The sequence below is a fragment of the Streptomyces sp. NPDC085524 genome (assembly GCF_044541755.1).
Lineage (GTDB): Bacteria > Actinomycetota > Actinomycetes > Streptomycetales > Streptomycetaceae > Streptomyces.
Genome location: NZ_JBITTH010000003.1, coordinates 147,882 through 171,418 on the forward strand (window position 1 = coordinate 147,882; position 23,537 = coordinate 171,418).

The 23,537-nt window shown below is 70.7% G+C and carries 15 protein-coding genes; 6 read left to right on the forward strand and 9 right to left on the reverse strand.

The features are described 5' to 3' along the window. Window positions 1–7: 7 nt before the first annotated feature. From ACIGFK_RS05595 to ACIGFK_RS05635, 9 genes are all read right to left on the reverse strand, one after another. The gene (locus tag ACIGFK_RS05595; RefSeq protein ID WP_376659832.1) at window positions 8–1,636 is read right to left on the reverse strand and encodes an ABC transporter substrate-binding protein; all 1,629 of its coding nucleotides are present in this window, start codon (window positions 1,634–1,636) and stop codon (window positions 8–10) included. 105 nt (window positions 1,637–1,741) lie between these two features. Continuing rightward, window positions 1,742–2,695 (reverse strand): GNAT family N-acetyltransferase, encoded by a 954-nt coding sequence (locus ACIGFK_RS05600; protein ID WP_376659831.1) that lies wholly within the window; start codon window positions 2,693–2,695, stop codon window positions 1,742–1,744. A gap of 165 nt (window positions 2,696–2,860) precedes the next feature. Continuing rightward, window positions 2,861–3,913, reverse strand: coding sequence for an ABC transporter ATP-binding protein (locus ACIGFK_RS05605; RefSeq protein ID WP_376659830.1), 1,053 nt, complete (start codon window positions 3,911–3,913; stop codon window positions 2,861–2,863). Beyond that, window positions 3,906–4,961, reverse strand: coding sequence for an ABC transporter ATP-binding protein (locus ACIGFK_RS05610; protein WP_400050663.1), 1,056 nt, complete (start codon window positions 4,959–4,961; stop codon window positions 3,906–3,908). Before ACIGFK_RS05610 ends, ACIGFK_RS05605 begins: the two co-directional genes overlap by 8 nt. A gap of 13 nt (window positions 4,962–4,974) precedes the next feature. Then, window positions 4,975–5,937: an ABC transporter permease gene (locus tag ACIGFK_RS05615; RefSeq protein ID WP_376659828.1), complete on the reverse strand. Its 963-nt coding sequence runs from the start codon at window positions 5,935–5,937 to the stop codon at window positions 4,975–4,977. Continuing rightward, on the reverse strand, window positions 5,930–6,874 hold the full coding sequence (locus ACIGFK_RS05620) for an ABC transporter permease (protein ID WP_376659827.1): 945 nt from the start codon (window positions 6,872–6,874) through the stop codon (window positions 5,930–5,932). The genes ACIGFK_RS05615 and ACIGFK_RS05620 overlap by 8 nt, the downstream gene beginning before the upstream one ends. Window positions 6,875–6,968: 94 nt before the next feature. Continuing rightward, window positions 6,969–8,591, reverse strand: a complete 1,623-nt coding sequence (locus tag ACIGFK_RS05625) for an ABC transporter substrate-binding protein (RefSeq protein WP_376659826.1) — start codon at window positions 8,589–8,591, stop codon at window positions 6,969–6,971. A 458-nt stretch (window positions 8,592–9,049) separates the two neighbouring features. After that, a complete protein-coding gene (gene typA / locus ACIGFK_RS05630; protein WP_376659825.1) occupies window positions 9,050–10,954 on the reverse strand; it encodes a translational GTPase TypA in 1,905 nt (634 codons plus the stop codon). Between the two features lie 375 nt (window positions 10,955–11,329). Further along, entirely contained in the window at window positions 11,330–13,825 is a 2,496-nt protein-coding gene (locus tag ACIGFK_RS05635) for an ABC transporter family substrate-binding protein (RefSeq protein ID WP_376659824.1), read from the reverse strand. Between the two features lie 355 nt (window positions 13,826–14,180). On the opposite strand from ACIGFK_RS05635, the gene ACIGFK_RS05640 reads away from it, so the two are divergent. The 6 genes from ACIGFK_RS05640 to ACIGFK_RS05665 all read left to right on the forward strand — a co-directional run bounded on the left by ACIGFK_RS05640 (window position 14,181) and on the right by ACIGFK_RS05665 (window position 23,477). Then, window positions 14,181–14,411, forward strand: a complete 231-nt coding sequence (locus tag ACIGFK_RS05640) for a hypothetical protein (RefSeq protein ID WP_400050666.1) — start codon at window positions 14,181–14,183, stop codon at window positions 14,409–14,411. Window positions 14,412–14,521: 110 nt separating this feature from the next. Then, a complete protein-coding gene (locus tag ACIGFK_RS05645) occupies window positions 14,522–15,346 on the forward strand; it encodes a hypothetical protein (protein WP_400050668.1) in 825 nt (274 codons plus the stop codon). A gap of 1 nt (window position 15,347) precedes the next feature. Then, window positions 15,348–17,267 carry a fumarate reductase/succinate dehydrogenase flavoprotein subunit gene (locus ACIGFK_RS05650; RefSeq protein WP_400050670.1) on the forward strand — a complete coding sequence of 640 codons (1,920 nt, stop codon included), beginning with the start codon at window positions 15,348–15,350 and terminating at the stop codon, window positions 17,265–17,267. Continuing rightward, entirely contained in the window at window positions 17,264–18,043 is a 780-nt protein-coding gene (locus tag ACIGFK_RS05655; RefSeq protein ID WP_386468913.1) for a succinate dehydrogenase/fumarate reductase iron-sulfur subunit, read from the forward strand. Before ACIGFK_RS05650 ends, ACIGFK_RS05655 begins: the two co-directional genes overlap by 4 nt. A gap of 63 nt (window positions 18,044–18,106) precedes the next feature. Beyond that, window positions 18,107–21,262, forward strand: a complete 3,156-nt coding sequence (locus ACIGFK_RS05660; protein ID WP_400050671.1) for a protein kinase — start codon at window positions 18,107–18,109, stop codon at window positions 21,260–21,262. A gap of 82 nt (window positions 21,263–21,344) precedes the next feature. Continuing rightward, window positions 21,345–23,477: a TPM domain-containing protein gene (locus ACIGFK_RS05665; RefSeq protein WP_400050673.1), complete on the forward strand. Its 2,133-nt coding sequence runs from the start codon at window positions 21,345–21,347 to the stop codon at window positions 23,475–23,477. Window positions 23,478–23,537 lie beyond the last annotated feature (60 nt).

Here is a 23,537-nt window from a genome sequence, read left to right on the forward strand (position 1 = left end):
GGGGTGGTCAGCTGACCTTGATCTGGTCGTACACCGGGACGCTGAACTGGTTGAGCGTCACGTCCGAGAGCCGCTCCGAGTAGCCCGCGCTGCCGTTCTGGTACCAGAGCGGGATGGACGGCATCTGCTGGGCGAGGATCTTCTCGGCGTCCTGGAACTTGGCGATCGCCGCGGCGGAGTCGCTCTCCCGGTTGGCCTCGTCGACGAGCTTGTCGAAGTCCGCGTTGCTGAACTTCCCGTAGTTGGACGAGGCGCCCGTGTAGTACAGCGGCTGCAGGAAGTTCTGGATCAGCGGGTAGTCGGCCTGCCAGCCGGAGCGGAACGGGCCGGTCAGCTTGTAACTGCTCTGCTGGTTGCGGAAGTCGGCGAAGGTGCCGACCGGGTTGACCGTGCAGACGGGGCCCTCGCCCAGCGCGTTGTTGATGCTGTTGCAGACGGCGTCCATCCAGTCGCGGTGCGAGCCGGTGTCCACGTTGGAGGTCAGTGTGACCTTGCCGCCGGGCAGGCCGCCGCCCTCCTGGATGAGCTTCTTGGCCTCGGCCGGGTCGAAGACGCAGGCGTCGCCGCAGATCGTCGCCGAGAAGCCGCCCTTCTCGCCGAGGGCCGGGGAGGTCCAGTCCTTGGCGGGGGTGCGGGTCTCCCGGAAGATCTGCTTGGTGATCTCGTCGCGGTTGATCGCCCGCGAGATGCCCAGGCGGACCTTCTCCGAGCCCTCCTTGTTCCACTGGGGGTCGTACAGCGGGAAGGTGAGGGTCTGGATGATGAGGGCGGGCTGGTTGATGTAGCGGTCGCCGAGGTCGTTCTTGACGTTCTTCAGCTGCTGCGCCGGCACGTCGTCGACGAGGTCGAGGTTGCCGGAGATCAGGTCGGTGTAGGCGGTGTTGTTGTCGGTGTAGACCTTGAGGTCGACCCCGTTGTTCTGCGCCTTGTCCGGGCCGGGGTACGCGTCCCACTTGCGCAGCTGCATCCCGGTGCCCTTGGTGTACGAGTCCACCGTGTACGGGCCGTTGCCCACGGGCTTGTTCAGCCAGCCGGTGTGGTCGGTGAAGAAGGACGTGGGCAGCGGGGAGAAGGCCTGGTAGCCGAGGGTCTCGGGCCAGGTGGAGAACTTGTCCTTCAGGGCGACCGTGAAGACGGTGGGGCTCTTGACGACCAGCCCGGACATCGTCTTGGCCTTGGGCTCCCCGGTCGCCGGGTGCACGTCCGCGTAGCCGACGATGTCGGAGAAGAAGGGCGAGTTGTTCTGCTTGTTGCGCACGTCCGCGCCGTAGTTCCAGGCGTCCACGAACGACTGGGCGGTGACGGCCTCGCCGTTGCTGAACTTCCAGCCGTCCTTCAGCGTGATCGTGAAGTTCTGGCTGTCCGTCGTCTCGATCTTCTCGGCCACCATGTTGTTCGCCTGGCCGGTCTTCGGGTCGTACCGCTTGAGGCCCCGGAAGAGCATGTCGAGGACCTTGCCGCCCTGCACCTCGTTGGTGTTGGCCGGCTCCAGCGGGTTCTGCGGGTCGCCCCAGGAGGAGCTGACGATTCCGGAGCCACCGCCTCCACCGCTGTCACTGCCCCCGCCGCAGGCCGTCGCCGTGAGGGCGACGGCCACCGCACATGCGGCCCACTTGGCGTGGGTGGCTCCGCGCATGAAGTGCCTCCTGTGATCCCAAGACTCGATTGGGGTCAATGTCGCCCCATATGGGGCCCCGTGCACTTCAGGTTGGACCGATTGCACCCTCACGTCCGATGCCTGTCACCCGTGCGGGTGCAAGGTCAGCTCCCAGGTCTCGACCGCGTAGTGCAGGGCCATGCCGTGCGCCTCGTACAGCGCGAGCGCGCCGGTCTCGTTGCGGGTGTCGACGCCGAGGCCCACGGTGCGCCGGCCGCGGGCCGCGTGAAGGGCGAAGCCGTGGCGCAGCAGGAAGCCTCCGATGCCCCGGCCCCGGACGGGCTCGCGGACGCCGAGGTGGCTGAGCCAGGCCATGCTGGTGCGGTCGTCGCGGGTGAGGAGGACGCCGACGTCACCGTGGCCGGGCAGGCTCGCGATCCACACCAGGGACCAGTCGAGGTGCCGGGCGTCGAGGTGGTCCAGCCAGGGCCCGTAGGCGCGTTCCACGTGGCCGTGGTGGCCGGCGAAGGTCTCCTCGACGAGGGCGTGGGCCCGGCGGCGGTCGGCTTCGTCCGCCGCGCAGTGGCGCAGGGCGAGCCCGTGCGGCGGGGCCGGGGGGAGGTCCGCGGCGGGGTCGAGGGCGCGGGTCATCACGTGGTGGCGGCGGACGCCCCGGTAGCCGCGGCCGGTCAGCAGGGAGAGGTCGAGGGTGGGCCGCACGTTGAGCTGGATCCGCAGCCGGGCCGGCTCGGCCCCGGCGGCCAGCTCGCGGGCGCGGGCCTCCATGAGTTCCAGCAGCCGCAGGGCGGCCCCGGAGTGTTCGGGCCCGGGCAGTACGCAGTGGTCGCCGTCGACGCGGCCGGGGCCGGAGTCGGCCCAGACCAGGGCGTAGGCCACGAGCCGGCCGCCGCGGAAGGCGAGCCAGGAGTCCGTGGCCAGGTCGATCGCGGGGTGGTTCAGATCGGCCTCGACGGTGCCGAGGTCGGTCTCCGGTCTGCCGATCTCGACGGCGTCGACGGCGTTGAGCAGGGCGCAGATGTCGGGCGCGTCCCCGGGCCCGGCGGGCCGGACGCACAGCGGACGGTGCGGTTCTCGCATCCGCCCACTGTCCCACCCCGGGGACGGTTCAAGCCCCGCCGGCGATTGAGGCGCGGGGGTCCGGGGGCAGCGCCCCCGGCAACGGCGCCGCAGAAAAAGGCCAGGGCGCCCTGTACCGGAGGTCTCCGGTACAGGGCGCCCTGGATGCCGTACGGCTACGCGGGATCAGACGGCCAGAACGGCCTTCTCCTCCGCGAAGTGGCACGCCGACTCGTGCGCGGCCGGGCTGTCCACGCCGACGAAGCGCGTCGGGATCGCCAGCAGCGGCTCCTCCGTGGCGCACCGGTCCTCGGCCTTCCAGCAGCGGGTGCGGAAGCGGCAGCCCGACGGCGGGTTGGCCGGGGACGGGACGTCACCGGTGAGGATGATGCGCTCGCGGCCCTCACGGGCGTCCGGGTCCGGCACCGGCACCGCGGAGAGCAGCGCCTGGGTGTACGGGTGCGTGGGGTGCTCGTAGATCTCGGCGTCGGAGCCGATCTCGGCCATCTTGCCGAGGTACATGACGCCCACGCGGTCCGAGATGTGCCGGACGATCGACAGGTCGTGCGCGATGAAGACGTACGACAGGTCGAACTCGTCCTGCAGCTTCTCCATCAGGTTGATGACCTGCGCCTGCACCGACACGTCGAGCGCGGAGACCGGCTCGTCGCAGATGATGATCTCCGGGTTGAGCGCGAGGCCGCGGGCGATGCCGATGCGCTGGCGCTGGCCGCCGGAGAACTGGTGCGGGTAGCGGTTGATGTACTCCGGGTTCAGACCCACGACGTCCAGGAGCTCCTGGACCTTGCGGCGCCGGTCGCCCTTGGGAGCCACCTCGGGGTGGATCTCGAAGGGCTCGCCGATGATGTCGCCGACCGTCATGCGCGGGTTGAGCGAGGTGTACGGGTCCTGGAACACCATCTGGATGTTGCGGCGGACGGCCTTGAGGGCCTTGCCCGACAGCTTGGTGATGTCCTGGCCCTTGTAGAAGACCTCGCCGGCGGTGGCCTTCTCGAGGCTCATCAGGAGCTTGGCGACGGTGGACTTGCCACAGCCGGACTCGCCGACGATGCCGAGGGTCTCACCGCGGTAGAGGTCGAAGGAGACCCCGTCCACGGCCTTGACCGCGCCGACCTGCTTCTTGAACAGGATGCCCTGGGTCAGCGGGAAGTGCTTGACCAGGTTGCGCACCTGGAGGATCGGCTCGCGCTCGGGGGCGTTCTTGGTGAGCTCAGCCATGGAGCTGCTCCTTCCAGAAGTGGCACGCGCTGCCGCGGCCGGGCAGCTCCGTGCCGTCCTGCTCGGTCACCTGGTGCAGGACGGGAACGTCGGTGCGGCAGATGTCCTGGGCCTTGGGGCAGCGCGGGTTGAAGGCGCAGCCCGTGGGGATGTTGAGCAGGTTGGGCGGCAGGCCCTTGATCGCGTAGAGCTCCTGGCCCTTCTGGTCCAGGCGCGGGATCGAGTCCAGCAGGCCGCGGGTGTACGGGTGCGCGGGGCGCTTGTAGATCTCGTGGACCGGGGCGTTCTCGACGATCCGGCCGCCGTACATGACGGCGATCTTGTCCGCGACGTCGGCGACGACGCCGAGGTCGTGGGTGATCAGGATCAGACCCATGTTCATCTCGCGCTGGAGTTCCGCGAGCAGGTCCATGACCTGGGCCTGGACCGTCACGTCGAGAGCCGTGGTGGGCTCGTCGGCGATGATCAGCTCGGGCTCCAGGGCCATCGCCATGGCGATCATGATGCGCTGGCGCATACCGCCGGAGAACTGGTGCGGGTAGTCACCCACGCGCGCCTTGGCGGCGGGGATCTTCACGCGGTCCATGAGCTCGACGGCCTTGCCCGTGGCGTCCTTCTTCGACATGCCGCGGTGGACGCGGAACATCTCGCCGAGCTGGGCGCCGACGGTGTGCACCGGGTTCAGCGAGGACAGGGCGTCCTGGAAGATCATGGCGATCTTCGAACCGCGGATCTTGCGGTACTCCTCGGCCGGGAGCTTGAGCAGGTCCGTGCCCTGGAACAGGATCTCGCCGGAGGGGATCTTGCCGGGGGGCATGTCCAGGATGCCCATGATGGCCTGCGCCGTCACGGACTTGCCGGAGCCGGACTCGCCGAGGACGGCGAGGGTCTCGCCGGCGTTCACCGAGTACGAGACGCCGTTGACGGCCTTGGCGACACCGTCGCGGGTGTGGAACTCGACGTGCAGGTCGCGCACTTCGAGCAGGGGGGTTCCGTCCGGCGCCTTGCGCGGGGCAGGAACGTTCGAGGTCTTGTCGATGATGGTCAACGTACGCCCTTCCTCAGCGCAGCTTCGGGTCGAGGGCGTCGCGCACCGCGTCGCCGACCATGATGAACGCGAGCACGGTGATGCTCAGCGCGGCGGCCGGGAAGAGGAGCACGTGCGGTGCCTGCAGCCAGCGGACGGAGGCGTCGCTGACCATCAGGCCCCAGGAGATGCCGGGCGGCTGGACACCGATGCCGAGGTACGACAGCGCCGCTTCGGCGGAGATGTACACACCGAGGCTGATCGCACCGACCACGATGACGGGCGCGATGGCGTTCGGCAGGATGTGGCGCATGGTGATGCGCATCGTGCCGGCACCGAGGGCGCGGGCCGCGACCACGTAGTCGTTGTTCTTGTTCTGCAGCACCGAGGACCGCATGATGCGGAAGATCTGCGGCCAGCCGAGGGTGGCGAGCACGACGGACACGGTCCAGGCGTTGCCCTTGCCGAGGCCCGACATGATCAGCATGCCGCCGAGGAGCAGCGGGATGGCGAAGAAGATCTCGGTGAAGCGGGACAGCATGCTGTCGACGAACCCGCCGACCCAGCCGGCCAGGAGACCCAGCAGACCACCGACGATGATCACCAGGCTGGTGGTGACGATACCGACGATGATCGAGTTGCGCGCCGCCCAGATGGTGCGGGTGTAGACGTCGCAGCCCTGGATGTCGAAGCCGAACCAGTGGTCGGCGCTCGGCTTCTTGAGCGAGTCCGAGAGCTGGCAGACGCCCGCGTCGAAGGGGCTGCCGGACGTGAACCACTGGGGCACGGCGGACAGCACGATCAGGAAGACGACGAGCGCCGCACCGATCAGGAAGATGGGGTTGCGCCGGAGGTCGGAGATGGCGTCGGACCAGAGGCTGGCCTCGCGCTCCTTCTTCGGCTTCTTGCGGGAGGTGCTGCTGACCGTGCTCGCGGAGGGCGCTCCAGCGGTCTGGGTGTCGGTCAACTCATCCCCCACCGTAGTTGTGTCACGCATAGCGGATCCTCGGGTCGAGCACGGCGTAGAGCATGTCCACGATCAGGTTGGCGACGAGATACACGATGATCAGGAGCGAGACGACGCCCACGATCACGGTGCCTTCCTTGCGGTAGACCGACTCGGCCAGCAGGCCGCCGATCCCGTGGATGTTGAAGATCTTCTCCGTGATGACCGCGCCGCCCATGAGGCCGCCGAGGTCGGCGCCGAGGAAGGTGACGATCGGGATGAGCGCGTTGCGCAGCGCGTGGCTGCCGACGACACGGCGACGGGGCAGGCCCTTCGCAGTGGCGGTGCGCACGTAGTCGGCGCGCATGGTCTCCATCAGGCTGGTACGGGTCAGTCGTGCCACGTAAGCCAGCGAGGTCGAGGCGAGCACCAGTGCCGGGAGCATGTAGGCGCGCAGGCCGTCGTTCTCGTTGAAGGAGACCGGGAAGAAGTCGATGCCGTAGCTGTTCTTGAGCTGGACGCCCAGCGTCAGCTGCAGGATGAAGCCGGTCACGAAGACCGGGATCGAGATGACCATCAGCGTGGAGAGGAGCACCAGCTGGTCGAGGAACTTGCCGCGGCGCAGGGCGGCCATGATGCCGGCCAGCACGCCGACGGCGGCCTCGATCAGGAAGGCCACGATCGCCAGGTTGAAGGTGTACGGGAAGGCTTCGGTGATCTTGTCCCAGACGGAACGACCGGTCAGGGTCTCACCGAAGTTCCCCTGGAACAGGTTGGTGATGTAGTTCCAGTACTGCGCCAGGAACGAGTCATCGAGGTGGTACTTCTTGCGAAGCATGTCCGCGATGATCGGGTCTGCCTTCCTGTCCCCCGCCAGTGCCTGGATCGGGTCGCCGGGGAGTTGGAACGACAGGTAATAAATGAGGAACGTGGCGCCGATCAGAACAGGGATCGCCTGTATGAGTCGGCGGATGAGGTAGCGGCCCATCAGACCTCCAGCAGAAGAACAGGGGGAAAGGGCAGGCAAGCGGAAACCTGATTCCGCTTGCCCGCCCCCGGGATCCCCTTAGTGAAGAGGGGTGTTAGTTGAGCTCGACGTTCGCCAGGTCCATGCGGCCCTGAGCATCGACCTCGACGTTCTTCACGGTCTTGGAGTAGGCCGAAGAAGACATGTACGTGAAGACCGGGATGTACGGCAGGTCCTTGACGAGGATGTCGTCGGCCTGCTGGTACAGCTTCAGACCCTCAGCCGGGTCGGCAGCCTGGTCGGCCTTGTTGAGGACGGTCTCGAACTCCTCGTTCACGTAGTGCCCGTAGTTGGAGCCCTGGTCGATGGCGACCTTCGAGAAGATCGGACGCAGGTAGTTCTCCATGGCCGGGTAGTCCATGACCCAGCCCATACGGAAGGCACCCTTGTACTTCGAGGCACCGAGGTCGTCGAGCATCTCACCGAACTTGGTGAACGGCTTGGCGGTGACCTCGATGCCGAGGTTGTTCTTCAGCTGGTTCGCGACGGCCTCGATCCACTCCTTGTGGCCACCGTCGGCGTTGTAGCCGAGCTCGATCTTGTTGCCGGGGATACCGCCGGCCTGGGCGAGGAGTTCCTTCGCCTTGGTCGGGTTGTAGGTACCGGCCTCGCCGAGCGCACCCTTGCGGTAGCCCGGGATGATCGGGCTGACGAAGTCGTCGGCCGGCTTGCGGGAGCCGTTGAAGATGGTCTTCGTGATGGCGTCCCGGTCGATGGCCATCGAGATGGCCTTGCGGACCTCGACCTTGCCGAAGACCTCGGGGTTCTGCGCGAGCGGCAGACCGATGTAGCCGACGCCGGACTCGGGCTTGTAGATGTAGCGGTCGCCGAACTCCTGGGAGACGGTGGCCAGCGCCGAGATCGGGAGCTTGTCGACGATCTGGAGGGTGTCGGCGCGCAGGTCGTTGTACGCCGTGTCCAGGTTGTCGTAGATCTTGAAGGTGACGCCCTCGAGCTTGGCGCGACCCTCGGCCGGGTACTTGTCGTACCGCTTGATCTTGATCTGCTTGTTGTGCTCCCAGGCGCCGTCCATCTGGAACGGGCCGTTGCCGATGGGCTGCTCGCCGAACTTCTTCGGGTCCGCCTCGAACGCCGCCGGCAGCGGGTAGAAGGCGTTGTAGCCGAGCATCGACTTGAACTGCGAGAACGGGTCCTTCAGCGTGACGGTGAAGGTCATCTCGTCGACGATCTTCAGGCCCTTGAGCTCGGTGGCGGTGGGCTTCTTGTCCTTGCCCGGAGCCAGCTCCTCGGAGCCCTCGATCTTCGAGAAGAACGGCATGCCCTCGGCGGCGTTGTCCTGGTTGGCACCCCAGTTCCACGCGCGGACGAAGGACTTGGCGTCGACCTTCTCGCCGTTGTGGAAGGTGTAGCCGTCCTTGACCTTGATCGTCCAGGTCTTGGAGTCGGTGGTCTCGATCGACTTGGCGACCGCGAGCTTCGGCTCGTTGGTCTTCATGTCGTAGTCCACCAGAGCGGTGAAGACCGAGTTCAGAACCTCGGCGCCCTCGGACTCCGCGGTGTTCTGACCGATCAGGCCGTGCTGCGGCTCGCCGAGAACGACGGTGATGTTGCCGCCCTTCTTGCTGCCGGCCTCGTCCTTGCTGGTGCTGCAGGCCGTGGCGGCCATCGCCACGATGACGGCACCCGCGACCCACTTGGCGCTCGTTGCTCCGCGCATGGGTAATTGCCTCCTCAGGAGTCACTGTCGATACGTGAAGGTCCCGGCCCGCTGACACCCCTGACAGCGAAATCCGGTCCCATCGTGTGTGCTCGTGAGTCGGCGCTCCCCACAGCGCGTGACCCATTGACCCGAGCTCAATGGAGCCATCCTCAGGGACGCCCAACCGGTAAACCACACTTAAGTGGTCTCGTTTTCACAACATCACCTCATGTCGAAAACCCGAAATCCGGACAAACGGATAGGAGACAGACACGTGCGAAACGGACGGTTAGTTCATCTTCCGGAGTGTCACGGCCGGTATCCGGACATCAGAACGCAACAATCCGCTTGACAAAAGCGAACAGCCCCTCCCGTCACGGGCTACGTGACAGGAGGGGCTGCTGGGTTCTGCGGTGTTTCGGCCATTCACCCGCCGGCCCGTCGCCGCCCAAGCGGCGACCGGGTTGGCGAGGGTACTACTTGGCGGACTTGGCGCGCGAGGCGGTGCGCGAGCGCTCCTTCTGGTCCAGGACGACCTTGCGGATGCGGACGGCCTCGGGGGTCACCTCGACGCACTCGTCGTCGCGGCAGAACTCCAGGGACTGCTCCAGGGAGAGCTTGCGCGGCGGGACGATCGCCTCGAAGGTGTCCGCGGAGGAGGAGCGCATGTTGGTGAGCTTCTTCTCCTTCGTGATGTTCACGTCCATGTCGTCGGCGCGGGAGTTCTCGCCGACGATCATGCCCTCGTACACCTCGGTGCCGGGGTCGGTGAACAGGACGCCGCGCTCCTGGAGGTTGGTCATCGCGAACGCGGTGACCGCACCGGCGCGGTCGGCGACCAGGGAGCCGTTGTTACGGGTGACCAGCTGGCCGAACCACGGCTCGTGGCCCTCGTGGATCGAGTGGCCGATGCCGGTGCCGCGGGTCTGGGTCAGGAACTCCGTACGGAAGCCGATGAGGCCACGGGACGGAACGACGAACTCCATGCGGACCCAGCCGGAGCCGTGGTTCGACATGTTGTCCATGCGGCCCTTGCGGACACCCATGAGCTGCGTGACGGCGCCCATGTGCTCCTCGGGCACGTCGATCGTCATGCGCTCGACCGGCTCGTGCACCTTGCCGTCGATCTCGCGGGTGACGACCTGCGGCTTGCCGATGGTCAGCTCGAAGCCCTCGCGGCGCATCTGCTCGACCAGGATGGCGAGCGCGAGCTCACCACGGCCCTGGACCTCCCAGGCGTCCGGACGCTCGGTGTCCAGGACGCGCAGCGAGACGTTACCGATCAGCTCGCGGTCGAGGCGGTCCTTGACCTGGCGCGCGGTGACCTTGCGGTCCTTGACCGCAGCCTTCGCGTCCGCGCCCTTGCCGGAGCCGCCGCGGCCGACCATCGGGGAGGTGTTGGTGCCGATGACCATGGAGATGGCCGGCTCGTCCACCGTGATGAGCGGCAGGGCGATCGGGTTCTCCGGGTCGGCCAGGGTCTCACCGATCATGATCTCGGGGATACCGGCGACCGCGCAGATGTCACCGGGGCCGGCGACCTCGGCGGGCTTGCGGGTGAGCGCCTCGGTCATCATCAGCTCGGTGATGCGGACGTTCGAGATCGAGCCGTCACGCTTGATCCACGCGACCGTCTGGCCCTTGCGCAGCTCGCCCTGCTCGACGCGGAGCAGCGCGATGCGGCCGAGGAAGTTGTCGGCGTCCAGGTTGGTGACGTGGGCCTGGAGGGGGGCCTCCTCGTCGTACACCGGGGCCGGGACGTGCTCCAGGATGGTGGAGAAGAACGGCTCCAGGTTCTCGCTGTCGGCGGGGACGGTGCCGTCCTCCGGCTTGGTCAGCGAGGCGATGCCGTCACGGCCGCAGGCGTAGACGATCGGGAACTCGATCTGGTCCTCGTCGGCGTCCAGGTCCAGGAACAGGTCGTAGGTCTCGTTGACGACCTCGTCGATCCGGGAGTCCGGGCGGTCCGTCTTGTTGATGCAGAGGATGACCGGCTTGCGCTGCTGGAGGGCCTTGCGGAGCACGAAGCGGGTCTGGGGCAGCGGACCCTCGGAGGCGTCCACCAGCAGGACGACGGCGTCCACCATCGACAGACCGCGCTCGACCTCACCACCGAAGTCGGCGTGGCCGGGGGTGTCGATGATGTTGATCGTGATGGGCGCCCCGCCGTCCTTGGGGTGGTACTTCACCGCCGTGTTCTTGGCGAGGATCGTGATGCCCTTCTCACGCTCCAGGTCGTTCGAGTCCATCATGCGGTCGTCGAGCTGCTGGTGGGCGGCGAAGGCACCGGCCTGCTTGAGCATGGCATCGACGATGGTCGTCTTGCCATGGTCGACGTGGGCGACGATGGCGACGTTACGGATGTCGTGGCGCGTGGGCACTTCGGCGCTTCTCCCGGGATAGTGGATGGCGTCGCGTACGGTCCGGCACGCTCGCCTCGGCCGGGCGAAAACCTGCCACGGCCTTACCCCATGGTACGTCGCGCAGCGGGAACCGCCTGCCGGGGGGTCTGTCAAGAGGCCGGACGTATGAGCGTGGCCGAATGCGGGGTGGGGTGCGTCGGCTGCCGGTCCTGCCGGGAATCATGCGGGTCAATGGGCAGATCAGTGGGTGTGGCCAAGACCTTGCCCGCCGGTGATCCGGCGGGCAAGGGACTTGAGTCACATCTGAGGTTGCGACCCGCCGGTCAACCGGACAGGCACCTGTTTGTCACCACTTCTTACGCCGCCCTCCTTCTTGCGGCGCGCCCGCCCCGCCTACTTCTTCTTGTCCTTGGCGGTCGGCGGCTTCTTCCAGCCGATGTCCTGGAAGCGGGGGGCGCCGAGGCCGAAGGCGCCCGCGTTGACCAGGCCCGGCTTGACCGCGACCAGCTCGGGGCGCTGGTAGAGCGGGATGGAGCCGGCGGCGGCCCAGATCCGGGCGTCCGCCTTGCGCATCAGGTCGCGGGACTCGTCCTCGTCCAGGGAGCCGAGCGCCTGGTCGAAGAGCTGGTCGATCTGGTCGGTGCCGACCCGGGTGTAGTTCTGTTCGACGAGCAGCGAGCCGTCCGCGGCCGGCTCCGGCTTGGCGAAGATGGGCCGGGCGTCGGTGGCGGGGTACGCGGTCGCCGGCCACGAGTAGAGGGCCAGGTCGTACTGGCCGGCCGCGATGTGGTCCTTGAAGAAGCTCTCGTCGGCGACCTTGGTCATCTCGGTGTTCACGCCGAGCGGGCGGAGCATCCGGGAGATCCGCTCGCCGACCGTGCGCAGGGCCTCCGAGCCCGGGCCCGCCGGGACCACGAAGCGCAGGGTCAGCGGCTTGCCGTCCTTGGCCAGTACGGAGCCGGAGGTGCGGGTGGCCTGCTTGGCCGGGGCCGGGGAGCCCTGGGCGGGGGGCTCGGCGGCTTCCGCGTCGCGGGCCGGGCTGCGCTTGCCGTCCTCGACCGCGGCCATCCCCGCGGCCTGGGCGAGGAGGGAGTGCTCCTGCTGCGCCGTGAAGGGGGCGGGCGCCAGCACCGGGGAGGGCCGGGCTCCGGCCGCGCCGCGGGCGAAGACGTCGGCGTCGACGATCTCCCCGTCGGGTCCGTAGGCGGCCTCGCCCTCGGCCAGGGCTCCGTCGCCGCTGTGGCCCTCGGGGCCCTCGGGGCGGCTGCCGAGCGTGCCCTGGTGCTCCCGGCGGGCCGCGGAGGTCGTCACCGCCCGCAGGTCGGAGGCGGCCGTGCGGAGCTCGCCGTTGCGCTGGTCGTCCTGGCCCACGATGTAGAGGCCGTCGTTGCCGGTGCCCGGGCCCGAGGGCGTCGACGGGGTCTTCGAGTCGTCCTGCTTCTCGCTCTCGGGGCCGGCCTTGGCGCCGGCGGGCTCGGTGATCTTCCCGCCGAGGCGCCAGCCGGCGTCCGCGAGCAGGGCCTGGGCCGCCTTGGTGTCGAGGCCGCCGAGGGAGTCGCTGTTGTCCTCGTACGCCCGCTGCCCGGCCAGGGCCAGGTGGCTGCCCACCGGCTTCGCGGGCAGGCCGAGCGGCTTCAGCACGAGTTCGGCGAGCTGCTTGCGGTCCAGGGCCCGGGCCACCGCCCGGCGCACGCGCTCGTCGGCGAGCGGTCCGGAGGCCCCGTTCATGGCGAGCTGGGTGTAGGCGGGCTCGAGGGACTTGCGGACGGTGAAGGTCCGCAGGGCCGTCTGCTCGTCGGCGTACCGCTTGACCGCGTCGGCGTGCTTCTGGCGGTTCTCCTTCTCGGCCGCGGCCTTGGCCTCGTCCGCGCCGAAGGCGTTCGCCCACGACAGGGTGGCCTGCGCCGGGGTCAGCGCCGCGGCCGGGCCGTGCGCCGGGACACCGCCCGCGCCCGCGGCGCCGTCGTCGGCCGGGGCGCCGTTGCCCTGGGCGCCCTTGCCCGCGGCCTCCTTGGCGGCGGCCTCCTTCTGGGCCAGGGCGATCCGGTCGGCGCCAGCGCGGTCGATCTCGGCCAGGTCGAGCTTGCCCGCGGCCAGCGCCGCCGGCCGGTCCGCCCGGGGCACGGCCGTCAGGACGACGGAGTCCAGCTTGGCCGGGGATCCCCACCAGCGCGGGTTGCGGGTCAGGGCCACGGTGCCTGTCTTCTTGTCGACCGCGCCGAGCGCGAAGGGCCCGGCGGTCGCCTTGAGCGTGTTCCGGGCGCTCTCGTTGAAGGCGTCCGGGGTACCGGTGACCTGCTTGGGGTAGAGCGGGGTGAACAGGGAGCGCCAGTCCGCGTACGGCTTGACGAAGGTGACCTTGACCTCCAGGTCGGTCTTGCCCCGTTCGATCTTCTCGATCCGCTCGTAGCCGGCGTTGCGGGCGGTCCAGTACGCCGAGTCCTTGCCGTTCAGGGCCCGCCACTGGGCCACGAAGTCCGCCGCGCCGATCTCGCGGCCGTCGCTCCACACGGCCTGCTGGTTCAGCTTGTACAGGACGACCTGCTTGGGCTCCCGCTCGACGACCTCGGCCTTCTCCAGGTAGTCGGGATTGGCCACCGGACGTCCCCGGGCGTCCAGGACGAACAGCTGCGGCAGCACCGCCCCGGTGATCCGGCCGGTGGTGGCGTCGGCATCGGCCTGGAAGGTGTTCAGCGTGTCCGGGATGCGGTCCACCGCCCAGCGCAGCGTGCCGCCGTCGGCGACCTGGTCGCGCTTGGTCGCGGCGATGTCCTGTCCGGCGGCGGCCGGGCCGCCCTCGTCGTCACCCGCACCGCAGCCCGCGAGCAGCGGCAGCGCGAGGACTCCCGAGGTCAGCAGCGCCAAGGACCTGCGCCTTCTCTGGGACATGGGTGGTACCTCCGGGGGCGGGACGTGGGGGGACGCATGATCACGTTCGGCGGTATATGGAGCTGATCACACCGGTTGCCGAAAACCACTGAAATCGACATCCCGCCGCACCCCTCGCACCGGCCCCTCGCCACGCCGCGAACCCCACCCGTGCGGACCAATGCCGTTTGCGCGCCGAAGGGGCGTTCCCCCGGGAGAGGGACGAGAATGGGGTGCAGGGAGGGGCGCACAGTTCACGCCTGCGCGCCCGCAATCGCTGCACGTCCCTTCACAACCGGGGACGGGAAGCGCGACACTCGCAGGCGCACATGAGCGTTGCCATTGCCACCGCACCCTGCGGAAGTGAGGTCACATCATGTCCCTGCAAGACGATCTGACCGCCGTACGACGCAACCTGGACGAGCTGACGCGCAAGGTCGAGCAGCTGGAACGGCAGGCCAGGCGCCAGAAGCCCGGGAGCTCGACGCCGGCGGCCGCTCCGGACCCGTCCCGCATGGTGACGGTCCCGGACACACCGTACGACGCCACGCTGTGGCAGGACGTGGACGACGAGGGCCTCGGCGCCCGCGACCGCCGCGCTCCCTGACCGGCCCGGCTCCCCCGCACACCCCGTCCGGTCCGCACACCCCATCTGGCCCGGCCGCCCCGCGGCCGGGCCTCCTGGGCCACCCCTCATCACTCCACCCGGAGTCCCCCTTGGCCACAGGCACGGAACCACTCCAGCAGCGGCCCGCCGGCGTCCACGACGCCTCGCGGGCCGCGATCTCTGCCCGGCACCTGCGTACCGACCGGTGGTGGCTGGCCCCCGCCGGCACCGCGGCCGGGCTGCTCGCCTTCATCGTCTACTCGACCTGGCGGGCCTTCTCGAACGCCGACTACTACGCGGCCCCGTACGTCTCCCCCTTCTACTCCCCGTGTCTCGCGGAGAACTGCCAGGAGATGCGCGGCGGCCCGAACTGGGACCTCTTCGGCAGCTGGTGGGTCCTCTCCCCCGCCCTGCTGATCCTGATCTTCCCGCTCGGCTTCCGGCTGACCTGCTACTACTACCGCAAGGCCTACTACCGGGGCTTCTGGGCCTCGCCGCCGGCCTGCGCCGTCGCCGAACCGCACGCGAAGTACACGGGCGAGACCCGCTTCCCGCTGATCTTCCAGAACGTGCACCGCTACTTCTTCTACGCGGCGGTCCCGGTCGCGGGCATCCTCACCTACGACACGGCGCTGACCTTCCGCGACGAGAACTACGAGTGGGGCCACATGGGCCTCGGGACCCTGCTGTTCCTGGTCAACATCACGCTGATCTGGGCCTACACGCTGTCCTGCCACTCCTGCCGGCACATCATGGGCGGCCGGCTCAAGCACTTCTCCAAACACCCGGTGCGCTACCGGCTGTGGGGCTGGGTCAGCCGGCTCAACACCCGCCACATGCAGCTCGCATGGGCCTCCCTGATCAGCGTGGCCCTGTGCGACTTCTACGTGTACCTGCTCGCCACCGGCGCCTTCACAGACCCGAGGTTGTTCTGACATGGCTCAAGTCGACCGGCAACAGTGGGACGTGGTCGTGGTCGGCGCGGGCGGCGCCGGGCTGCGGGCCGCGATCGAGGCCCGCGAGCGGGGCGCCCGTACGGCCGTGATCTGCAAGTCCCTCTTCGGCAAGGCCCACACGGTGATGGCCGAGGGCGGGATCGCCGCCTCCATGGGCAACGTCAACGAGGGCGACAACTGGCAGGTGCACTTCCGCGACACCATGCGCGGGGGCAAGTTCCTCAACCAGTGGCGGATGGCGGAGCTGCACGCGAAGGAGGCGCCCGACCGGGTCTGGGAACTGGAGACCTGGGGTGCCCTCTTCGACCGCACGCCCGACGGGAAGATCTCCCAGCGCAACTTCGGCGGGCACGAGTACCCGCGCCTCGCGCACGTGGGCGACCGCACGGGCCTGGAGCTGATCCGCACCCTCCAGCAGAAGATCGTCCAGCTCCAGCAGGAGGACTTCAAGGAGTACGGGGACTACGAGGCCCGGCTCAAGGTCTTCCAGGAGTGCACGGTCACGCGGGTTTTGAAGGATCGCAGCCTGAAGGACGGGCAGAGGGTCTCGGGGACCTTCTGCTACGAGCGCGAGTCCGGCCGCTTCTTCGTGCTGGAGGCCCCGGCGGTGGTCCTGGCCACGGGCGGGATCGGCAAGTCCTTCAAGACCACCTCGAACTCCTGGGAGTACACCGGCGACGGCCACGCGCTGGCCCTCCTCGCGGGCGCGCCCCTCCTCAACATGGAGTTCGTGCAGTTCCACCCCACGGGCATGGTCTGGCCGCCCTCCGTGAAGGGCATCCTCGTCACCGAATCGGTGCGCGGTGACGGCGGGGTGCTGCGCAACTCCGATGGCAAGCGGTTCATGTTCGACTACGTCCCCGACGTGTTCAAGGAGAAGTACGCCGAGTCGGAGGAGGAGGGCGACCGCTGGTACGAGGACCCGGACCACAACCGGCGTCCGCCCGAGCTGCTGCCGCGCGACGAGGTGGCGCGGGCCATCAACTCGGAGGTGAAGGCGGGCCGCGGCTCCCCGCACGGCGGTGTCTTCCTCGACGTGTCGACGCGGATGCCCGCCGAGAAGATCAAGCGGCGGCTTCCCTCCATGTACCACCAGTTCAAGGAGCTGGCGGACGTGGACATCACGGCGGAGCCGATGGAGGTCGGCCCGACCTGCCACTACGTGATGGGCGGGATCGCGGTCGACTCCGAGACCGCCGCCACCGTCGGCGTGCCGGGGCTGTTCGCGGCGGGCGAGGTCGCGGGCGGGATGCACGGCTCGAACCGGCTGGGCGGCAACTCCCTGTCCGACCTGCTGGTCTTCGGCCGCCGGGCGGGGCTGCACGCGGCGGAGCACGCAGCGGCCACCGGTGACGCCCGCCCCGCCGTCTCCCAGGCGGAGATCGACGCGGCGGCCGCGGAGGCGCTGGCCCCGTTCCACGCCGCGGACGGCGCGGAGAACCCGTACACGCTCCACCAGGAACTCCAGACGACCATGAACGACCTGGTCGGCATCATCCGGCGGGCGGGCGAGATGTCCGAGGCCCTGGAGAAGCTGGCGGGCCTGCGCGAGCGGGCCTCCCGGGCCGGGGTGGAGGGCCACCGGCAGTTCAACCCGGGCTGGCACCTCGCCCTGGACCTGCGCAACATGCTGCTGGTCAGCGAGTGCGTGGCCCGCGCCGCACTGGAACGCACCGAGAGCCGGGGCGGGCACACCCGCGAGGACTGCCCGGCGATGGAGCGGAGCTGGCGCCCGGTGAACCTGCTGTGCCGCCCGGTCGACCCGGTGCCGCAGGATCCGGCAGCCGACCGGATCGAGCTCACCCGGGTGCGCACCGACCCCATCCGTCCCGACCTGCTCGCGCTCTTCGAGAAGGAAGAGCTGGTCAAGTACCTCGCCGAAGAGGAGCTGTACGAATGAGTACGTACGACGCGAGCTTCCGTGTCTGGCGGGGCGACGCGGAGGGCGGGGAACTGCGGGACTTCACCGTCGAGGTGCACGACGGGGAGGTGGTCCTGGACATCGTCCACCGGCTCCAGGCCACCCAGGCCTCGGACCTCGCCGTGCGCTGGAACTGCAAGGCCGGCAAGTGCGGCTCGTGCAGCGCGGAGATCAACGGCCGGCCGCGGCTGATGTGCATGACGCGCATGTCGACCTTCGAGCGGTCCGAGACGATCACGGTCACCCCGCTGCGCGCCTTCCCTGTCGTCCGGGACCTGGTCACGGACGTGTCCTTCAACTACCAGAAGGCGCGGGAGGTGCCGGCCTTCGTACCGCCGGAGGGGGTGGCCCCGGGCGCGTACCGGATGCAGCAGATGGACGTGGAGCGCTCGCAGGAGTTCCGCAAGTGCATCGAGTGCTTCCTGTGCCAGGACACCTGCCACGTGGTGCGTGACCACGAGGAGAACAAGCCGGTCTTCGCGGGCCCGCGCTTCCTGATGCGGGTGGCGGAGCTCGACATGCACCCGCTGGACGCCGCGGCGGAGGCGGGCCTGGACCGCAAGCGCACCGCACAGGACGAACACGGGCTCGGCTACTGCAACATCACCAAGTGCTGCACGGAGGTCTGCCCCGAGGGCATCAAGATCACCGACAATGCGCTGATCCCGCTGAAGGAGCGGGCGGTGGACCGCAAGTACGACCCGCTGGTGTGGCTCGGGAGCAGGATCCGGCGGCGTTCCGACACCCCGCAGTAGGTACGCGGTACACAATGCCCCCTGGGAGAACGTCATTTGACGTAATGTCAGGGGGTCTTCGCGGTGCGGGTGGGAGATGTGCTGGCGGGCCGGTACCGGCTCGACCGGCGGCTCGGGCAAGGCGGCATGGGCGAGGTCTGGCGCGCGCACGACGACGCGCTGGACCGGCCCGTGGCGGTCAAGGTTCTGCTGGAGGCGGTGACGGGCGACGAGGTCGCCGCCCGTTTCCGGCGCGAGGCCACGATCGGGGCGCGGCTCCAGCACCCGGGGATCACGGTCGTGCACGACGTGGGACAGGAGGACGGGCGGCTCTTCATCGTGATGGAGCTGCTGGCGGGCGAGGACCTGGCGTCGGTGCTGGCAAGGGCTCGGAGCGGACTGGCCGTCGACATCGCGCTCGGGCTGGCCGCCCAGACGGCGGAGGCGCTGGCCGCCGCCCACGAGCAGGGCGTGGTGCACCGGGACCTGAAGCCGAGCAACCTCTTCCTGCTGCCCGGAGGGCGGGTGAAGATCTGCGACTTCGGAATCGCCCACTCTTCGGACGCCACGGTGGGCTGGACCGTCACGGGCCGTGCGATCGGCACGCCCGCCTACATGGCGCCCGAGCAGTGCCTGGGCGGGCACGTGGACGCGCGGTCCGATCTGTATGCGCTGGGGTGCGTGCTGTACGCCCTGCTGACCGGTCAGCCGCCGTTCGGGCTGGCCGAAAACGCGTACGTCCTGATGCACCGGCAGGTGGAGGAGGCGCCACGCCCGCCGGGCCTGGCCCCCGCACTGAACCGGCTGGTGCTGTCCCTGCTGGCGAAGGCTCCCACGGACCGTCCGGAGTCGGCGGAGAGCACCGGCAGGACCCTGCGGGGGCTGATCGGGGCGGGCGGTGCTCCCGCGTACGTCCCGACGGCAGTCGATGCCGGCACCTCGCGGGACCCCGGCCCCGCGGTCGGCGCGTACGGGCCTCCGCCCGTCTTGGGCACGCCGGACTCCCCCGAGCTCGTACGGGAGTTCGTTCGTGGGCTGCTGGCAGAGGCGGAGGCTTCGCTGCGTGCCGCGCCCGGCTCGGGGGACCTGCGGGTGAAGTCCCTGGCCGTCGCCGCGGACGCCGCGGCGCGCTTCGACGCCGCACTCGCCGGCCGGCTGCTCGCCGAGGCCGAGCGCTGCGCCTGGACCGACGGCGGGAGCGACGGAGCGCGGGTCGCCACTCTGCTGACGGTACTGGCCCGGCAGACCTCCTGGTACGCCCCCGCCCGCACGGCACGGGTGCTCGACGATGCCCAGCAGGCGCTGTTCACGGTGTTCGGCTCGAACCGCGAGGGGCCACTGCGCAAGGTGGCCGAGGAGCTCGCCGCAGTGGCCCCCGAGCGCGGCATGCACCTGGCCCTGCACCAGATCGGGGGCCAGGCGGCAATGGACCGCGTCCTGGCCCGGGCGGCCGTATCCGCCGCCCGTACCGGCACCGGACCCGTCCGCACCGAGGAATACCTGTCCCGTATACACGACGCCGGGGTGCGGACGGCCGCCGAGTCGGACGCGGCCGGGGCGGTGGCCGCCCGGGACCTGCCCGCCGCGCTGCGGCTCGCGGAGGGAATCGGACACCCGGGGGCGCGGGCTCTGGCCCAGGCCCGGGCGGCCCGCGCCCGGGCCGCCGCCGGGGACCCGGAGGGCGCCGCCACGGCCCTGGAACGCGCCGGGCAGACCTTCTCCCTGGCCGCCCGGGAACGGGCCGCCGAGCTGCGGGAGACGGCGGCCGGGCTGGCCGAGCGGGGGCAGCTCGTGCAGGCCGAGCGGCTGCGCGGCCAGGCGGAGAACATGCTGCGGGCGGACCTCGACGCCGGCACCCGCGACCCGGAGATCGAGGGGGTCGCGGCGGCCCTTGCCGAGGCCCGCCGACGGCTCGCGGAAGGCCCCCGCGCCGCCTTGGACCCGGCGACGGCCCGGGAGCGGGCCGCCACGGCACGGGCCGCCCACCCCGAAGGCCCCCATCGGGCGCACACCCTGGCCCGGATCGCCCGGCAGTGCGTGGCCGGGGAGTCGGCGCCCTGGCTCGCGGAGGTGGCCGCGGACCCCGGGACCGCGCCGGAGCACGCCCCCGTGGCCGCTTCCGGGGCCGATGCCCCGCCTCGCCCGGTCTCCGCGCGGCTCCAGGGGCTGTCCGGCGTGCGCCGGTGGCACACCTCGGCGGCCCCTGGGTCCGTGAGCCGGGCCGGGGAGGGCGTGGCCTGGCTGGCCGGGGGTGTGGTGGGCTCCGTACGGATCGCCAACGGGGCGACGCTCTGGATGGCGGCCGCCGACGCCGGGGTTCCGGCACAGCCGCTGTCCGGGCCGACGTCGGTGGCGCTGGCCACGGATCCCGGGCGGAGCACCGTGTGCGTCGCCGTGGAGCGGCGCGACGGGCCGGGGGTGCGGCTGCTGGCCCGGGAGCCGTCGAACGGCCGGGTGCGCTGGTGGCGGGAGCTGCCCGGGGAGACCGTCGCGGACCCGTCGGACCCCGCGCGGCTCACGACGGCCGGGAACCTGGTGCTCTACGCGGGCCGGGAGGCGGTGACGGCCCTCGGCGCGGCCACCGGGGAGGAGGCGTGGCGGTATCAGGGGCCGTTCGACGGCACGCCGGGCATGACCCCCGGCCCGGACTGTCTCGTCCTGGCGGAGCGGGCGGGCCTGACGGGCCTGCACCTGCGGAACGGCGCCCTCCTGTGGCCGCGGGGCGGCCCGGACCACGCCGTGGCGCACCCTGCGAGCGTGCCGGTAGGCCCCGTCCACGTGCTGGCCGGAAGTACGCTGCACGCGTTGCACCAGCGCACGGGCCTGCCGCTGTGGAGCATCGAGCTGGGTGTCCCCGCCCCGGGCCTCCTGGCCGAGGGCGGGGCCGTCTACGCGGCATGGGCGGACCCGCAGACGCGGGCGAACTCGGTGGTCGCCGTCGACGCGGAGTCGGGCCGGGAGCTGTGGCGCCGACGGCTCGCGGGACCGGGCGGCTCCCGGAGCTGTGTGCTCGAACTGCTCGGTACCCGCGCGGGCCTGCTGTACGTGAAGTCCGCGGTGGGCAACTCCGGTCTGTTCCGTCGTCAGCCCGGGACCGGGTTCCTGACCGGCCTGGACCTCGCCACCGGCAAACCGCGCTGGCACTGGGAACATCCCGGCATCAGCCACCGTGGCGCGGTGCTGCACGGAGACGTCGTCGTACTGCCGTTGCCCGAGCTCACCTCGATCGCCTTGCCTTGAGACCGGGTGTCGGCGCCGCCGGGCCGCTCGCCGGGGGTGGCTCCGGGTGCGGGGTCGAGAAACCGCCCATACGCTCCCAAATGTGATACCGCCGAAGAGCAAGCCGACAAGGAAGCCGACCAGCGAGATACCCGTACGGGCCCTGCTCGCCCTGGCCGCCGCGCTGCTGGCCCTCGGCGGCTGGGGCGTGGCGCTGGCCCCGCCCGCGCGGGCGGAGGATCCCGTCACCCTGTCGCAGCAAGGGCAGATCACCGACCGCGTCGGGGCGCTGGGCGACCGGAAGGCGGAGGTCGCGGCGGCGCTGGACAAGCTCTACGCGGACCGCAGCATCCAGCTCTTCGTCACCTACGTGCACGACTTCTCCGGGCGCTCCGCCCAGGGCTGGGCCGACGCCACCGCCGAGAAGAACGGGCTCGGCCAGGACGACGTCCTGCTGGCCGTGGCCACCGGGGCCCGCCAGTACGCCTACTCGGCCGCCGTCGACTCCGGTTTCACCGAGCAGCAGCTCGCGGAGGTGGCCCGGACGGCCATCGAGCCGCCGCTGAGGCAGAACGACTGGGCGGGCGCGGCGATCGGCGCGGCGAACGGCTACGACGCGGTGCTCGGCGGGCAGCCCGTACCGGTGCCGACCATCACCCCCGGCCCCGCCGATCCCGGGGGCGGGGCGAGCGGCGAGAGCGGCGCCGGGGACTTCGTGCTCCCGGTGGTCGTGGTCGGCGCGGCCGGCGCGCTGGGGGTGTACGCGTACACCCGCCGCAAGCGCGGCGCCTCGGGCCGGGCGGGCCGGGGGACGACGACCGGGCCGGGCTGGCCCGAGGGGGCGCCGGACCGGCTTCCGCTGCCGGAACTGGATGCGCAGGCCAAGGCGCTGCTGGTGCAGACCGACGACGCGGTCCGTACGAGCACCGAGGAACTCGGCTTCGCCTCCGCCGAGTTCGGCGACGAGGCGGTCGGCCCCTTCACGCAGGCCCTGGAGTACGCGAAGGGCGAGCTGACGAGCGCGTTCCGGCTGCGCCAGCAGCTCGACGACGCCTACCCGGAGGACGACGCGACCCGGCGCCGGATGCTCGACGAGATCGTGGCCCGCTGCACCGAGGCGAACCGGCGGCTGGACGCCGAGTCGGCGGACTTCGACCGGCTGCGGGACCTGGAGAAGAACGCCCCGACGGCCCTGGCGACGGTGGAGGCGCGCTACCTGGAGCTCACCGGCCGCACCGTCACCGCGGAGGCGACGCTGACCGCGCTGACGCGGCGGTACGCGGACTCCGCGGCCGCGCCCGTCGCCTCCAACCCCGCACAGGCCAATGACCGGCAGGTGTTCACGGCGACCAGCCTGGGCCTGGCCCACGCGGCCCTCGACGCGGGCGACAACGGCAAGGCGGCCGTGCACATCCGGGCCGCGGAGGGCGCGGTCGACCAGGCGGCGACCCTGGTCGACGCGGTCGAGCGGCGGGCGCAGGAGCTGGCGGAGGCGGCCGGCAAGCTGCCGGGCGCGCTGAGCGAGACGGAGACCGACCTGGCGGATGCGCGCGGTCTGCTGACCGGCACTGCGGAGGGCACGTCCACGGCGGACCTGCGCGGCCGGATCGGCCGGGCCGAGGCGGTGCTGGCCGACGTCCACAAGGAACAGGAGGCCGGCCGGTACGACCCGATCGACGCCCTGCGCCGGATCGAGGAGGCCGACGCGGCCCTCGACGCGGCCCTGGCCGGGGCGCGGGAGCAGGAGTCGGGCCGGCAGCGGGCGGCGGCCCTGCTCGACCAGGCGATGCTCTCGGCCCGCAGTGCGATCGGCGCGGCGACGGACTACGTCACCACCACCCGGGGCGCGGTCGGCAGCCGGGCCCGCACCCGGCTGGCGGAGGCGGGGCGGCACCTGGAGCGGGCCGCGGCCCTGTCCTCGTCGGACCCGGCGGGGGCGCTGGCGGAGGCGCAGCAGGCGGATGCGATGGCCCGGCAGGCGCAGGAGCTCGCGGAGGCGGACGTACGGGCGTACCAGGACCGGTACGCGGGCGGGCGCGGCGGGAGCGGCGGCCGGGGCGGCGCGGTGCTCGGCGGGATCATCCTCGGCGAGATCCTGCGCGGCGGCGGGGCCGGCGGGGGCTTCGGCGGCGGGGGCGGGGGCGGCTTCGGGGGGTTCGGCGGCGGGGGCAGCGGCCCGGGCTCCTTCGGCGGCGGCGGAACCCGCGGCCGCATGGGCGGCGGGGGCCGCTTCTGAACTGCGTTCGGCAATCGGCCGATCGGCAATCGGCATTCGGTACTCGGCACTCGGCACTCG

Bases quoted from the DNA above. Each gene is read 5' to 3' on its own strand.
- ACIGFK_RS05635 (WP_376659824.1), bottom strand. From the start codon at position 13,825: ATGTCCCAGAGAAGGCGCAGGTCCTTGGCGCTGCTGACCTCGGGAGTC.
- ACIGFK_RS05620 (WP_376659827.1), bottom strand. From the start codon at position 6,874: ATGGGCCGCTACCTCATCCGCCGACTCATACAGGCGATCCCTGTTCTG.
- ACIGFK_RS05650 (WP_400050670.1), top strand. From the start codon at position 15,348: ATGGCTCAAGTCGACCGGCAACAGTGGGACGTGGTCGTGGTCGGCGCG.
- ACIGFK_RS05640 (WP_400050666.1), top strand. From the start codon at position 14,181: ATGTCCCTGCAAGACGATCTGACCGCCGTACGACGCAACCTGGACGAG.
- ACIGFK_RS05595 (WP_376659832.1), bottom strand. From the start codon at position 1,636: ATGCGCGGAGCCACCCACGCCAAGTGGGCCGCATGTGCGGTGGCCGTC.
- ACIGFK_RS05625 (WP_376659826.1), bottom strand. From the start codon at position 8,591: ATGCGCGGAGCAACGAGCGCCAAGTGGGTCGCGGGTGCCGTCATCGTG.
- ACIGFK_RS05605 (WP_376659830.1), bottom strand. From the start codon at position 3,913: ATGGCTGAGCTCACCAAGAACGCCCCCGAGCGCGAGCCGATCCTCCAG.
- ACIGFK_RS05615 (WP_376659828.1), bottom strand. From the start codon at position 5,937: ATGCGTGACACAACTACGGTGGGGGATGAGTTGACCGACACCCAGACC.
- ACIGFK_RS05655 (WP_386468913.1), top strand. From the start codon at position 17,264: ATGAGTACGTACGACGCGAGCTTCCGTGTCTGGCGGGGCGACGCGGAG.
- ACIGFK_RS05600 (WP_376659831.1), bottom strand. From the start codon at position 2,695: ATGCGAGAACCGCACCGTCCGCTGTGCGTCCGGCCCGCCGGGCCCGGG.